At 27.8% G+C, this 15,952-nt stretch carries 15 protein-coding genes; 2 read left to right on the top strand and 13 right to left on the bottom strand.

What is annotated here, in order from left to right; genetic code table 11:
• Positions 1-21: 21 nt before the first annotated feature.
• From B5G32_RS01690 to B5G32_RS01745, 12 genes are all read right to left on the bottom strand, one after another.
• Positions 22-1,053: an acyltransferase family protein gene (locus tag B5G32_RS01690; RefSeq protein ID WP_158093946.1), complete on the bottom strand. Its 1,032-nt coding sequence runs from the start codon at positions 1,051-1,053 to the stop codon at positions 22-24.
• Between the two features lie 11 nt (positions 1,054-1,064).
• Entirely contained in the window at positions 1,065-2,105 is a 1,041-nt protein-coding gene (locus B5G32_RS01695) for an acyltransferase (RefSeq protein ID WP_087305094.1), read from the bottom strand.
• Between the two features lie 12 nt (positions 2,106-2,117).
• On the bottom strand, positions 2,118-4,742 hold the full coding sequence (locus B5G32_RS01700; RefSeq protein WP_087305095.1) for a bifunctional glycosyltransferase/CDP-glycerol:glycerophosphate glycerophosphotransferase: 2,625 nt from the start codon (positions 4,740-4,742) through the stop codon (positions 2,118-2,120).
• Positions 4,743-4,875: 133 nt separating this feature from the next.
• Positions 4,876-5,892 (bottom strand): zinc-binding dehydrogenase, encoded by a 1,017-nt coding sequence (locus tag B5G32_RS01705; protein WP_087305096.1) that lies wholly within the window; start codon positions 5,890-5,892, stop codon positions 4,876-4,878.
• Positions 5,892-6,599, bottom strand: a complete 708-nt coding sequence (locus B5G32_RS01710) for an IspD/TarI family cytidylyltransferase (protein ID WP_087305097.1) — start codon at positions 6,597-6,599, stop codon at positions 5,892-5,894. Before B5G32_RS01710 ends, B5G32_RS01705 begins: the two co-directional genes overlap by 1 nt.
• A gap of 114 nt (positions 6,600-6,713) precedes the next feature.
• Complete coding sequence (locus B5G32_RS01715; protein ID WP_158093948.1) at positions 6,714-8,837, bottom strand: glycosyltransferase family 2 protein; 2,124 nt, start codon at positions 8,835-8,837, stop codon at positions 6,714-6,716.
• A 106-nt stretch (positions 8,838-8,943) separates the two neighbouring features.
• Positions 8,944-9,756: an ABC transporter ATP-binding protein gene (locus B5G32_RS01720; RefSeq protein WP_087304020.1), complete on the bottom strand. Its 813-nt coding sequence runs from the start codon at positions 9,754-9,756 to the stop codon at positions 8,944-8,946.
• Positions 9,757-9,766: 10 nt separating this feature from the next.
• Entirely contained in the window at positions 9,767-10,579 is an 813-nt protein-coding gene (locus tag B5G32_RS01725) for an ABC transporter permease (RefSeq protein ID WP_087304021.1), read from the bottom strand.
• 105 nt (positions 10,580-10,684) lie between these two features.
• Positions 10,685-11,317 carry an orotate phosphoribosyltransferase gene (gene pyrE, locus B5G32_RS01730; protein ID WP_087304079.1) on the bottom strand — a complete coding sequence of 211 codons (633 nt, stop codon included), beginning with the start codon at positions 11,315-11,317 and terminating at the stop codon, positions 10,685-10,687.
• Positions 11,318-11,323: 6 nt separating this feature from the next.
• Positions 11,324-12,034 carry an orotidine-5'-phosphate decarboxylase gene (gene pyrF, locus B5G32_RS01735; protein WP_087304022.1) on the bottom strand — a complete coding sequence of 237 codons (711 nt, stop codon included), beginning with the start codon at positions 12,032-12,034 and terminating at the stop codon, positions 11,324-11,326.
• A gap of 81 nt (positions 12,035-12,115) precedes the next feature.
• On the bottom strand, positions 12,116-12,730 hold the full coding sequence (locus tag B5G32_RS01740; protein WP_087304023.1) for a hypothetical protein: 615 nt from the start codon (positions 12,728-12,730) through the stop codon (positions 12,116-12,118).
• A 20-nt stretch (positions 12,731-12,750) separates the two neighbouring features.
• Complete coding sequence (locus tag B5G32_RS01745; protein ID WP_143746553.1) at positions 12,751-13,044, bottom strand: hypothetical protein; 294 nt, start codon at positions 13,042-13,044, stop codon at positions 12,751-12,753.
• Positions 13,045-13,234: 190 nt separating this feature from the next.
• Here B5G32_RS01745 and B5G32_RS01750 point away from each other — a divergent pair, with 190 nt between their 5' ends.
• Positions 13,235-14,818, top strand: coding sequence for a putative polysaccharide biosynthesis protein (locus tag B5G32_RS01750; RefSeq protein WP_087935637.1), 1,584 nt, complete (start codon positions 13,235-13,237; stop codon positions 14,816-14,818).
• 346 nt (positions 14,819-15,164) lie between these two features.
• Positions 15,165-15,305, top strand: a complete 141-nt coding sequence (locus B5G32_RS01755) for a DUF3791 domain-containing protein (RefSeq protein WP_204209579.1) — start codon at positions 15,165-15,167, stop codon at positions 15,303-15,305.
• Between the two features lie 215 nt (positions 15,306-15,520).
• On the opposite strand, the gene fabZ is transcribed toward B5G32_RS01755, so the two are convergent.
• Positions 15,521-15,952, bottom strand: coding sequence for a 3-hydroxyacyl-ACP dehydratase FabZ (fabZ, locus tag B5G32_RS01760; RefSeq protein ID WP_087935638.1), 432 nt, complete (start codon positions 15,950-15,952; stop codon positions 15,521-15,523).

Below are 15,952 nucleotides of genomic sequence, written 5' to 3' on the forward strand. Positions count from 1 at the left end.
CTCACACTTCCTTTAACACAGTTATTTCCATATCTTATTTTTTAAATAACCTGAAAAAATATTAGTATAATGCGCAAAAATCACTGTAATAACAAAACACAAACTCAAATACAGATAGGAATCATATTGCTCAATATGAAAATATTGCAATAAAATCATTGGAATTCTTTGAAGAATATATATCCAAAATAAATGATTTCCAAACCACTTTAACAATTGGCTTTGAAAAGATATCTTAAATGATAATAAAACAATAGAAAGGCAAAATAATATTGAAACAAAATTAAACATCATTAATCTTGTGTATCTATATTGAAAGAAATAAATATACATAAATACTATTAACAAAGTTACTATATAATAGATTTTTTGATTTCTACTAAAAAAACAATCTATCTTTTCTTTAAAATAAGAATACCACATACCAGCAACATAACACAAATATGTACTACTCCAATAATTATCTCTCAATAAAGACATAATATATATATAGCATAAAGATAATATTGTAATAAGCAAAATAGATAAAAATCTTTTATTTTTCAACATTTTAAAACATATATATGTAACAATGTATAAAGTAAATATAGCAAACATATACCAAGCACTATTACCAATACTTGTCCAACCAGTAAAAGATAACAAAATAGTAGAAATTGAATAATTCTTCCCTATAATAAGATCAATAATTAAAAACAATATAATAGCTAAAGCAAAATCAAAAAAAGTTTTACCTATACGATTTTTAGGCAATAAATCAATGTATTTTTGCCCCCTATACTTAATAGATTCATATATACCATAACCTGAATAAAACAAAAACAATGCTACCATCAATTGTCCAAAATAATTCAGTATTTGAATAACAAAAATATCACCAGCACCATTAAAATCTACATAAGTTCTTACATGGCTTAAAAATACAATAATAACAAAAATTCCCTTTATAGCCTGTGTATATTCTTTTGAAAGATATTTACTATCTAAATTTGGAAAACAAAATTTGCAGGAACAAATCATGATAAAACATAAAAATACTAAAAATATAATCATTTTCATTCTCCTTATATAATCCATTTCTTTACAATAGGTATATGTGATAAAACAAACGCAAATAACAGACAAATAATAACTACTATCATGGATATTAGTGGTACTGATACCCATTCATTCAAAGATAAAGAATTTATTCTTAAATTATTATCTAAAAAATTTATAACAAAAGGATGAAATAAGTAAATAAATAGAGTATAACGTGATATTTTTATAATAATATTTCTTTTATGATTCAAAAAACTATCAACTTTAAATTTAAGAAAAATTATCATAAGAATTATAGCTTGAATTGCAGGAAACAATGTTTGATTATTATATAAGAAAGAAATTGGCTCATTCGTCCACCATGAAATTCCTAACGTTAAAATAATTCCCAATAACTCAATAAGCAAAAACACCGATAATAATATTTTCATTTTAATATGTATCCATTTCTCTCTGGTCATCTTAATATAGTACCCTATCAAAAAATATCCACAATAAATACTAATATTTAAAGAAAAACTAGTTAAAAATTCATTAAAAATTTCAGGTAAAAAAGGAACTGTTTCTACTGTCATCTTCAATATTCCCATAATAAAAACTAAGTAACAAGTATATTTAAGATATTTTCCATCTTCATAATGAGCTATACACCATAATAAAGGAATCATTATATATACACTTATAAGTGCAGGTAAATACCACAAATGAAATTCTGACTGCAGTATTTCGTATATTAATGTTTCAAATGATATATCAGTGAAATCAACACGAAATACTGCATATAAAAAAGACCATACAAAATACAAAATTATTATTTTCAATATATTTCTCTTATATAATTGATTGATAGAAATCATATAACCTTTAGATAAAAACAAATAACCACTAATCATAAAGAATAAAGGAACACAACTTCGAACCGCACTATCATATGCATTAAATACAAACCATTCCATACTATGTACATTGACTAATCGCCAATTTTGTCCAGAAACATGAAGAATAATAACCATAAAACAAGAACATATTCTAAGCAAATCTATATTTATATCTCTCGAACTCATTTTACTAATAACCTAAATATCAATGATGCTATTATATATTGTTTCCGCCGGATTATCTGAAACAGTAAAAAATTCCTGCATACGTGTACAGTAAGGTTCTGCAACAATATATTTATGTTCAATAATGTTCTTTATTTCTTTAATCATCTGATTACTATTAAAACAAAGTGGACCAAAAGCATTTTCATATTTCAAATCTAATGAACGATAAGAATGTAAACCTGCTTTAAATTCCTTAGAATCAGGCAAAAAGTAAACAATAGGTCTTACTAATTGAATATAGTCAAATTGATAAGAAGAAAAATCTGTTATAAATATTTTATATTCATCTAAACTATGCTTTTCAAAATTAAAATTTACTCTTTCATTTTTATCTAAATCAAAATACTTTTGATATGGTTTAAAGATTGGATGCAATTGAAAATCTAAATACAAATCATTATCCTCTAATATTTCTTTTAGATCTTTTGAATTTAAAAATTGATAAATTTGATTATAAAAATCAGAAGCAAGAAATTCTTGAGTCTTTAGTGCTCTACGATTATTAACTAGTTGTCCTATTAAATACTGTCTCCAAGAAGGAGCAAAAAGAATTTTATTTTTCGTATTTCCTTGGTTAAACTTTGTCATTCTTGGCATACCTGAAATAATAAAATCATTATCCAAGTAATCATAATTCTGTTTCAAATTTTCTTTTTCAAAATTTGATGATATAACAAATTTATCAATTTCAGTAAACTCTTTTGCATACAAATTTTGTAATGTAGCATGTAATATTCCATGTTGAAGATAAATTAATTCATAGTGTGTAACATCACTATACCATGCAAACTCTTTAAACGGTGAATAGATAGATAATGAGCTAAAAGAAATAAATATTTTACTACTTTTTAAAAATAAATCCTTATGTTTTTTTGATTTATAACGTACTATATTTTCTTGTTGCTCTAATGTAAATTTACTCAGTAAATCACTGTTATCTCCGTCCATGATATAATAACGTTCAATTCCATCATTTTTTACAAAATCATGGATAAATTGAAAATATCCATTATCTAATACTCCTGCTGAATCATAATATAACCATATTTTTCTGTTAGTTTTGGCTTTCAATCTAAAATATTGTATAGCAAATATATGTTTTCTAGGATAAAACCACATTGTTCTTAAAATATCAAAAATATCTTTAATTAAATTTTGATGCGAAACCTTAAAACTATGATTGCTATATGACAATCTAGTTCCATTGATTGTTATAGCATTTCTATGGAATTTCTTAACAAATCCAGAGAACTTAATATAAATCGGTTTAAAAGTCAAATCATATCCATTAATATGAATGTAGAAAGAGAATTTTTTTACTTTTGTAGGATCAAATGTATATGTAAAAGGGAAAGTATGTGCAGTTTTCATTTTTGTATTTCTAAAAGGAACATTTGACACATCTAATGAATATCTTTCTTCAAATTTTTCTCCATTTTTATAGATACCACGAACTATATATTCATTAACGGGAGTTAATTCTAAAAGTGGTGATTCAAACGATGCAAATATAGATATTTCATGATTACAAGGTCTTACTTTATAAAGATAGCAATCAATTGTTTGATCTTCATACATAGTAATATCTTGACAAAAAATCTTATATCCATCATTGTTAATATTATAAGAAACAAATTCACCCTTCTGCGTTAAAAAATATAATTTTACATATTTATCACAATTTGAATGATTGATAATAACATCATTATCAATTTGCTTTAAAATATTTTTAATTCTTTCTTTTGCACTATCAAACAACTCACTTTCATAATGATATGGCAATAACATATCACTTTTGACACGCCAATTAAAAGTATTAATAATGAGAGTTTGAACATACTTTGGAACAACTCCATTTTTACTATATCGTGATAATAAGCATTCATTATATGTCATAATATCTTCAAAGCAATAATAAGGATTATTTCGAGTCTGAGAAACACTGGCTCCATGTCTTCTATAGAAATACTTTGCTTTCTCTACAAATCCAATCTTATTTTTTTTCATTAACAATGCAGTATCAAAATTTTGATCTTCGGATAATTTCATAGTAGTATCATACAATTGATTATTCGCAAATTCATTTTTAAACATTATATTCACAGTAGATTGATTTAAATGCGGATATTGATTTAAATCATATATTCCAGTTCCTTTATCATAGTTTTTTGAACTGTAACGTCCATGTAATGATATTTTACCATTACGATCCCAATAAATTGGATATGTAATTAAATCTACTTCATTATAATGTTTATCAAAGAAATCTACTAAATTTTTAATACTTTTATTATCTAGATAATCATCTGAATCAAGAAGCATTATATATTTTCCACGTGCTCTTTGAATACCAATATTTCGTGTATCTGAAACTCCAGAATTATCTTTACAGATATAAGTAATATTTGCATATTTTTTAGAAAGATTTTCACAAATATTTCCACTTTGATCCTTTGAGCCATCATTTATTAATAATACTTCAATCTTAGAAACATCCATCTTTTGATTTTCGATTGATAGTACACATTCTTCTATATAATCTTGTGTATTATATACTGGTATAATAACTGTAACTAGATATTTAAAGTCACTCACTTTTAAATCCTCCTTATGTTATGAGATTACATATTTACATCTATAAATACTTTTTAAAAATGAACATATGTTCTTAAATTATGATATTTGATATATAATTCTATAAAAATAAAGACAAGATAAAAATCTTGTCTTAAATGTCCCATTTCATAACTGTTTTGAAATCATTATTTAAATCATCTTCAAAAGCTTTATGCATATCTTTTATGGATTGAACAACAACTTCTTCTGAGATAATTGTAGAAAGATATTCACAAACATCTGGATAAGTTTCCATTAATTCGACAGATTTCTTAAAATCATCATAATTGCTGCGACTATTACCTAAAAGTGTCAAACCTTTTTCTAAAACCATTCTTGTATTAATCCCTACCGGTGTTTCACTTACTCCCATAAGTGAAATCGTACCTTGAGGCTGAATATAATCAATGATTTGATTGATTGCAGCTTCACTTCCTCGTCCACCAACACACTCAAATGCATGATCAACTTTTAAGTCACTTGGAATATTATTAATCAAATATGTATCATCTACAAATGAAAAATAAGCCATCTTATGTTCTTCAACACCAAATACAATAATTTTTGTGTCAGGATAAGTTTTCTTTAGAACTAATGCAGAAATAAATCCTAAATTTCCATTTCCCCATATACCAATAACATTTTTTCGTTCATTAGAAATTTTTTTAAAATTTTCCACCGCATTCATGACAACACTTGTTAATTCAAGCAAAACTGCTACTCTAGGTTCCATTTTAAAAGGTATAATCAAATCCCTACGCATACTTACAACATTTTGCATAAAACCATCAAAACCACTGGCTCTAAATTGACTAGAACGTAAATAATTTTCCTTAATGATATCATCTTTCTCCATAGGTGTATTGGGTATCATTACTACATTAGTCCCAACTTTATATTCACCCTTTGGATCATAAACAACTTCACCAACTGACTCATGAATCAATGCCATAGGTAATTTTTGCTTCATTATTACTCGTCCACGACTTCCAGTATAATATCTTTGATCTGCCGCACAAATAGAAAGATAAGTTGGTCTAACAATAATATTCTCATCATCCATTTTTAAATCAACAAAATCTGCACGAATTTGTTTAGGAGCTATTAATCTATACGCTTGATTAATCATTATTTGTCACCTTCCACTAAACCATTAGCGACTTTTAAATCATGCTGAGTTGTGATTTTCATATTGTAAACTTCACCTCTTACAAGATGAACTGGTGTACCCTTAATAACTAGTGCTTTACATGCATCAGTTAAGATGTTTTTTTCATCATCTGTTAATGATAAGAATAAATCTTTTAATAATTTGATATTAAATGATTGTGGTGTCTGTCCCTGATACATCTCACTTCTAATTGGAATATCAGTTATCACTTTTCCATCAACAGAGTGAACAATCGTATCAAAAGCTTCAACAACTGTATCTACAGCACCATATTCCAAAGCACCATCAATATTATCATCAATAATTCTCTGTGTTAAAAATGGTCTAACAGCATCATGTGTAATAATGATATCATCATCATTTAATCCTATGTTTTCTTCTATATATCGAATACCATTCATAATAGTATCATTACGCGTAGATCCACCTGCAACAACAATAACTTTATCAGATTTGACTTCATACTTTTTTAGTGTATCTTTTGTATAAGACATCCATTGTTCAGGACAACAAATAAGAATTTTTTCAATTCTTTTATTTAAAATAAACTGCTCAACTGTATGGATAAATATAGGCTTATGTCCTAATTTTAAAAACTGTTTAGGTAATTCTGTATTACCCATTCTTGTTCCTTTTCCACCAGCTAAAATTTCTGCATAAATCATATTTTTTTTCCTCCATTTAGTACAACACATTTCATATTTTAACCTTTAAACTATTTAAAGTCAATCACTATTAAAAATATATTAAATTAAGGTTAAGCACATATTAATTTATATTCATTTTATACGTATATGCCTTTTAATGTATTTAATCCAAGTAGAAGGTTTTAATCGATTAATTGATTTTTTTAATTGCTTGTTTTCTGTTCGTAATTCTTTAATGATTAACCCACGTTCATATTTTTCATCAAATGTTTGCTGTAATCTTTGTTGTTTAAATATAAGTTCACTTTTCACATAACCAGGTGTACTTACTAAAATTCTAAAATCATTTTTTTCAGTAAAATCCAATCCAAGATATGAACTTTTCTCTGCATCATCTAAACGTGCAAATATATCTCTTGCATTTGTTAGTATGCGTAATAACCAATCAAATATTATTTGATTTTCACTTTTATATATCCAATCTAAATCTTGAATAAATTGATAAACATCTTTAAAAGCAATATAATACCCATAAACATTTTGAAAGTTTTCTTTTTTTGTCATTATAGAATTTTCACGATATCTTCGATGAAAATAATCCTTATGTATATAACCGACTTTTTTAGCAGTTATTAAATTAATTGTTGTAAAGGCATTATCTTCATGTAGAACTCCTTCATGGAAAAGAACATGTTGATTTAATATATGTTGTCGTTTATTGAATTGTAGACAAGCAGAAACCCTATATTCATCATTTTCATTCATCTTTCTAAAAAGTTCTATACCCATACATACTTTTGGATATGAGAACTTTCTATGATATTGGTCAAGAATTTTTTCGTTTAGTTTAAAATCATCAGCAAAGCAAGATGCATCAAAGTACACAGAATCCAAATTTTCTTTCATTGAAAAATTATATAATTCTTTTAAAGCATTATAGTCAAGAATATCATCACTGTCCATGAAATAAACATATTCACCTTTTGCTTCCTTAAATCCGTGATTTCTAGATGCAGATAACCCCATATTTCTTTGTACAAGCATCGTTATTCTATCATCATAAGTTGCATATGACTCAACAATTTTTTGACAATGATCTGGTGAACCATCAATAACACAAATAATCTCAATGTTCTTCAATGATTGATTAACAATACTTTCCAGACATGCAGGTAAATATTTTTCTACATCATATATAGGAATAATAACTGATACAAAGGGTTGTTGATGTAAATCTGCTTTAATAGTAACTTCATATTCATCACAAATCTGTTTATTCTTCTCCATAATTTGATACTCTTTATATATACAATTATATCCCCTAACACTATTATAATCACGTTTATTTAAGTAAAAGTCTTCTGGATAATTTAAGAGATTCATATCTGAAAACTTGTTGTCTTGTAATGCATAGATAATTTCTTTTTTGACCTTCTCATCATGAATTGAATTCATACAATATACTGTAGATGATAATGCTACCTTTACAAAAGAACGTTCTACTTCATGATAAATTCCTCTTTTGTTCAATTCATCATAAATAGCTCTATAGGCATCAATAAAACATAACGGATTTTTTTCTTTATGGCTTTGTGTATTTTGAAGTAACCCTATACGATAATTAACAAGTTTAGTATCAATCCATGTAATTCTATCAGCAATAGCCATTGCACTTATTGTAAAATAAGCATCATTTGTATTTGCTAAATTTTGAAAAAGCAATTTTTCTTCTAAGATAAATTTTTTTAAAAAACATTTTGTCCAGGGAGCCGGATTAGATAGAGTCAATATATCATCTGGAAAATCATGTCTATTAAATATTTCTTTATCTTTTAGTATTTCATTACGTAAATAATAAGTAACTTCATCATACTCCTTTGTTAATTGATGATATTTTCTGGCATCAAACAAAATAATTTGTGCTTGTGTCTTTTTCCCTTGCTCATATATTTTCTCTAACATATCTTTCTCAAAAAAGTCATCAGCGTCCAAAAATAATAAGTATTCTCCTTTCGCACAAGATATTCCTTTATTTCTAGCAGTTCCAGCGAACTGATGTTGCTGATTTAAAACCGTGATTCGTGTATCAAGAAGTTGATATTTTTTTAAAATATCTAATGAATTGTCACTTGAACCATCATCAATACAAATAATTTCAAATTCTGTAAAAGTTTGTCTTAATAAACTATCTAAACATTCTTTCAAATAATCTTCAACATTATAGACTGGAATAATAATTGATATTTTTACATCCATTTGCATACTCCTTTCCTACTATCTAAAATAAATATTCTATATGAACTTATCATTAAACAAATGTTAATACAATATTAAAAAAACCTCAGTACGTCAGTACTAAGGTTTATAAATGAAAAATACGATCAAAAAGACTAGGTTTATAATCTTTTAATAATCTTTTATTAAATTTATCATCACGTTCTTTTTTCTTATCTTCATTTGACAATGCATTGTAGTAATCGACATATTCAGCATAATGGTCACAAACCTCATCAATATCACCATACTCTCTTAACATTCCACCCTCAATCCACATTGCTTTATTACAAAATGAGCGAACTTGTGGCAATGTATGTGATATAAAGATAATAGTCTTTCCCTCGTCTTTTAAATCATTCATACGATTAATACATTTTTGAGCAAATCCTTTATCCCCTACAGATAAAGCTTCATCAACAATTAAAATATCCGGATCCAAACATAAATTAATAGAAAAACCTAATCTAGACTTCATACCACTAGAATATTTTTTTACAGGCTGATATAAGAAATCACCAATTTCTGCAAATGCTATGACTCCATCTTTAATCTCTTGAATCCTTTTCTTAGAAAGTCCTAATAAAGCTCCTTTTAATTCTATATTTTCCATACCAGTTAATTGCATATTTAAGCCTGTATTAATGGCAATTAATGATTGTTCACCATTGACAATCATTTCTCCTTCATCAATTTCACTAATACCTGCCAGAATAATTGACATTGTTGATTTACCAGAACCATTAGTTCCCAAAACGCCTACAACTTCCCCTTTCGGTATTTTAAAATTAATATCTTTCAAAGCATAAAATCTCTGGTCTTCTTTATGTTTTTTATCTTTAGATTTTAAAGTGTATATTTTAGATACATGATTAAATTCTATTGCATATTCTTGATTCATCTTAACACCTCTACATCAAATCAATAAACTTATGTTTAAACTTATACATCATATAACTTCCTACAATAAGAAGCAAGATTGTAATACCCCAGAAAATTAATCCTTGATATCCAAACGATAACAATCCTTGATGAAAGAAAAAGCAATCTCGATATCCCTGTACAATATAATCAATAGGATTAAACTTCATTAACACCGACAGAATTCTATGTCCATCTAGTTTATGAGGACTCCATAAAACTGGTGTTAAATAGAGTAATAAACGCATACAAGCTAAAATCAATTTTCGTGTATCTCTAGCTAACATATTTAAAACTGATGTTGTCATTGATAAAGAAATAGAAAAAATAACTGCGCAGAATAAATAATATAATAATCCAAACCAGTGAATATTTGGATAAAATCCAAATATTAAAAATAAAACAACTAAGATAATCATCAAACAAAGATGATTAAACAATTCTTTCATTACAACTGTTGCAGGTAAAATACTCACAGGAAATTTCATTTTTGTAATAACATCTCTTTTAGCATACACAGCATTACATCCATTTGTAATACATGGAGAGATAAAAAACCAGACAACAATACCACCAAGTAACCAACATAAATATGGAATACCATCTTCATCTGAACGTCCTGGTAAAATAACTCCGAATACTAACCAATAAGTTAAAACTTGAATAGTTGGATTAGCAAAGTTCCAGAATAATCCCAATTTAGAATCCCTCATATCTGCTAATATTTCATATTTAGCAATTGAATATATTCTAAATAAGTTTGTAAAATTTTCTTTTAAGACATATCTCAAACTCTTGAACATATGTATCCTCCTTAAGACTCTCATAACCTATATAGTTATACATTAAAAAGGGAGAAATTGCAACATTAATTACATTTCATCCCCTTTTTATCCTATTTTTTAACTTTACTTGCTCATCCAAGATTCATCATGAGGATCTTTTTTCCATGCTTTCAATTTTTCTAAATCAGCAGCTTCAATATACTCATGTTCAACTGCAACTTGAATTAAAGTATCATAGTTTGTAAGTGTATAAAAACTACAATCCTTAGCAGCAAAGTTCTTCGCTGAATCTTCTAATCCATATGTAAAGATAGCAACCATTCCTAAAACTTCGCAGCCTGCTTCTCTTAAAGCATCTACACATTCTAATGATGAGCCACCTGTTGAAATCAAATCTTCAACAACTACAACTTTCATTCCCGGTTTCACTAATCCTTCAATACGATTATTTCTTCCATGTGATTTGGCTCCACCACGAACATATCCCATTGGTAAATCTAAAATGTCAGCCGCTAAAGCCGCATGTGCAATTCCGGCAGTCGCTGTTCCCATTAAACATTCACATTCTGGATAGTTTTCTTTAATAAGTTTTGCTAATCCTTGTTCAATATCTTTTCTGACTTCAGGATAAGATAATGTCAAACGATTATCACAATAAATAGGTGATTTAATACCTGATGCCCAAGTAAAAGGCTCATTTGGTCTTAAAAAGACTGCTTGAATACTTAATAAATCTTTTGCTATAGTTTTTTCCATCATTTTCTACTCTCCTTGAAATTGTTTATAAACTTCTTTATATGTTGCTACTGGATCAGCAGCGTTTGTAATTGTTCTTCCTACAACGATATAACTTGATGTTAATTCTCTTGCCATAGCTGGTGTTGTGACACGTTTTTGATCATTCACACTATCACTTGCAAGACGGATACCCGGTGTCACTGTTAAAAAGTCCATTCCTAAATTTTCATGAATAATCTTTGATTCTAAAGGTGAACAGACAACACCATCTAATCCAGCTTCTTTCGCATTTTGTGCCCATTTTAAAACAACCTTTTCTAATGGTTCATGAATCAAAAGTTCATCATCTAAAACTTTTTGGTCCAATGAAGTTAAACATGTCACAGCAATACATAAAGGTCGTTTTCCTCCATTAGCTCCTTCATTTAAACCATCAATTGCTGCTTTCATCATCGCAATGCTTCCTGAAGCATGAACATTAACCATATCTACATCTAATTTTGCTAATTGTTTCATCGCACTTTTGACAGTATTAGGAATGTCATGTAATTTTAAATCAAGAAATATTTTATGTCCTTTTTCTTTAATCATTTTAATCATTTCAATACCTTCACCATAAAATAATTCCATCCCAATTTTGACATACAATTTTTCATCTTCAAACTTATCTAAGAAATCTTTAACATCTTGCTTTGTTTGAAAATCTAATGCAATACAAATTCTACTATCGTTCATAATTCTCCTCCAAGACATATTTTTATATATTATAGCACAATATATAGATGTTAAAATAGACTTTTTTACATTTCATGAAGTTTAATTGATCATTTCAATATAATCATAATAATCTTGATCCCACATCTTCTGACTTTCTTGACTTATTGTTTGATTCTCTATTAAGTTATGTTCCTTTAAATACTCTCCTATATAGGCTGTTACTTTTTGTGCCCCATAATCATTAAGATGCATTCCTTCATCCCTTGTGTCTTTTTTCCAATTAATTAACTGATTATTTAAATTCAAATCCAAAAATGGAACACCCACTTCTTTTGATAAATCCATGATTGTATTATGTTTCTCCATCGTCCATGATCTCGCTGATGGAATCGTTATTAATAATAAAGGAATTTGCTTTTCTTTTAATAAACTCACAATTTTATAAAATATTTCTTGTCTATGTGGTTTTATATTAGCTCTTTTGATTGTTTTGATCATAAAATTTTTATTTTGCTTTCTTGCTTTTACTTTTGTTTTATATAAATAACCCTTTGTAGCCATCCTTGAAAGATAGTTATAATCATAATTATCATAGTTTTTAAATGATTGAGCTGAATATTTCTTCCAATTTGTATAATTTCTAGCTATAGGAAATAGATTCATCGGTGCATATTTTTGAGCTTTTTCATCATTAAAATCCTTTCCTGTAAACATTTCATCCATCTCCCATATAATTAATTGGGGGGGTGTTGAAACTCTAAAACATTTTTTAAAATATAATAAGCACGATTAGGATCTTGACTTGGTTCAGCAGCCACAAAAGACGTTATTTTATATTCATGCCACAATTGTAATGGATTAAAACCACTATATAAATTACTATTTCCAATAGCAATAACTGATAATTCATCATCAATCTTTCTTTTCGACTGTTCATTAACTTGATTTTGAATTCTTTGTAATTGTTTTTCTTCTTTTTTTTCTTGATAAAATCGATAACATCCGTAAATCGTAGATATCATTACCATAAATATTAAAAATATCTTTAAAAATTTTTTCAATACTTTTTCACTATTCCTTTCACTATCAGTATATTATACAATCAATGTGTAAAACCTATGAAAAAAATCATTTTATGTATAAATATATAAGTTTTTTTGAAATTATTGGAATTAATGTTATAATAAACAAAGAATTACTGGAAAGTGAGGTTTACCCATGTCACGTTCAATCGTTAAACAGGCATCTATACTTGCAATTGCAGGTATTTTCGTACGAATCATTGGAGCTTTATATAAAAGCCCCTTAACAGCATTAATTAGTGCTGAAGGTATTGGTTATTATTCAATGGCATATAATATTTATGCTTTAATATTACTCTTATCTTCTTATAGTATTCCAACAGCTATTTCAAAGTTAATTGCTGAAAAACTAGCTATTCATCAATATAATAATGTACAAAAGATTTTAAAATGTTCATTTATCTATATTTGTATTATTGGTGGTAGTGCTTCGATCATTGCCTATCTTTTAGCCCCTTTACTTGTTACAGGGTATTCTGTATTACCACTGAGAATCCTTTGTCCAACTATTTTCCTATCTGGTCTATTGGGTGTCTTTAGAGGTTATTTTCAGGCTCATCAGACAACTTTTTATACATCTGTTTCACAAATTATTGAACAGATTTTTAATGCAATTGTCGCCATTGGATGTGCTTATTTATTCATTCAGCCATTGATGGAAACAGGTGGCAGTGAAATGGCTGCTGCAGGTGCCGCTGGGGGAGCAGTTGGACCTGGTGTCGGTGTTCTGGTGGGTTTAATTTTTATGATGATTATGTATTTAAAGAATCGTAATCATTTAATTATTAAAGATACTCCTGATGATTATGAAGATTCTTATAAAGATATTTTCAAAATGATTATTCATATAGTCACACCTATTATCTTTGCAACATGTGTTTATAATCTTATTACTGTTATTGACCAATATATTTATTCTTTTATTATTGGTACTGATCCAACTTCAGCCTCTATGTGGGGTGTTTATTCTGGTCAATATATTGTTTTACAAAATGTTCCTGTGGCTTTAGCTTCTGCCATGTCAACAGCATCCATTCCTGCTATTTCTTCATCATGGTCATTAAAAAATGCCCGTGAAACAAGGGAACATATTCGTTCAGGCATTCGTGTGACAATGCTGTTACTTATTCCGGCTGCTGTGGGTATGAGTGTCTTGGCTTATCCTATTATTGGTATCCTCTTTCCTCAAGAAGAAACAGTTGCCACTTCTACATTAATGTTAGCTCTAGGAAGTCCAGGTATTGTTTTCTTTGGTTTATCAACTCTAACCAATGGAATTTTACAGGCTCTTGGAGAAGTCAACACGCCTTTAAAAAACGCTGCTACAGCTTTGATCTACCATTTAGTCATCACAATCCTTTTATTGATGTTTACACCTTTAGGACTCTATGCTTTGATGATAGCCAATTGTTTATATGGTTTACAAGTATGTTATTTAAATCAAAGAATGTTACGTAAAATCACACGTTATAGACAAGAAATAAAAAAGACATATTTATTACCTATTATTTCTTCTATCTTCATGGGTATCATTGTAGCCATTGTTTACTATGGTTTATTTGCCCTAACAAGAAAAGTTCTTATTCCATTAGTACTCGCCGTGATCATAGGAGTTATTGTTTACTTTGTTATTATCTTCTATTTCTATTCAGACCATCCTCAAGAACTTTCTTCTATTCCTTATGCCAATAAAATTATTTACAAGTTTAAAAAACATTAAATGAAAAACTATTGGAAAATCAATCACCAATAGTTTTTAAAACCATAGTAATCATTCTATCTATATGCTTTTTTAATGAGAATGTTTAAAATTTATCGAAGTGAAGCAGTATGATCAATAAAACAAATCCAAACATTTTACAAAATATTGATAGTGAAGTTGCAATACTGATTGCAAAAAAACAGTCACTGATATGGATGCACTAAGAATCTTTTTAAATTCCTAAACACACAATGTTATTGAATGATGATATGAAATGATGGTATTGAGTAGTCTTGCTATCTTTGACATGTGGGAATATGAAGAAGCAACTGGTAATCCAAAAATTCACTGTATCTAAGAAGTGATGAAATTAAATAAAGAATTGAGATTTTTTGCTTACTTACTTGAAAGTTATGCAAACTATAAAGGAACAAGTGCAGGAAAAGTTTTAAAACAACTGGATGAAAAAAATTTAACTGATTTTGTTTATAATATGTATGAATGATATCATATAGAAGCTATTGAAAATGCTTATAAAGATATTGATAACCTTATTGAAACAGGACAACCAGCATGGTAATCAATACTCAAATGAATCATAGTCATCATCTATTTTATACAATACATCAATAGAAATATCACTCTTGACACAGAGCCTTAATAACTTTTATAAAACCATAAAAAAAACAGAAAGATGTCAAAATCTTTCTGCTTTTTTTATTATTCACCTACAGCACACATAATTTCTCCAGTGACAGCAATTTCATCTTCTACTTTTGCTTGAATAGATGCAAAGTAAATACCACCTTTTTCTTTTGTCAAAGTGACAGTCATTGTTAAAACATCACCAGGAATAACTTGTTTTCTAAAACGTGCTTTATTAATTCCAGCAAAGAAAGCAATCTTTCCTTTATTTTCTTCTTTAGAAAGTAATAAAACACATCCTGTTTGAGCTAAGGCTTCAATAATTAAGACACCTGGCATCACATGTTTTTCAGGGAAATGTCCTAAAAATTGCATTTCATTAGCAGTTACACATTTTCTTCCTACAATTGTTTTTCCATCTTCACTGATGCTTTCAATACAATCTACAAGTAAAAATGGATAACGATGAGGAATAATTTTTTGAATATCATTAGAATTATATAACAT

The sequence above is a fragment of the Massilimicrobiota sp. An80 genome, assembly GCF_002159255.1.
GTDB lineage: Bacteria > Bacillota_I > Bacilli_A > Erysipelotrichales > Coprobacillaceae > Allocoprobacillus > Allocoprobacillus merdigallinarum.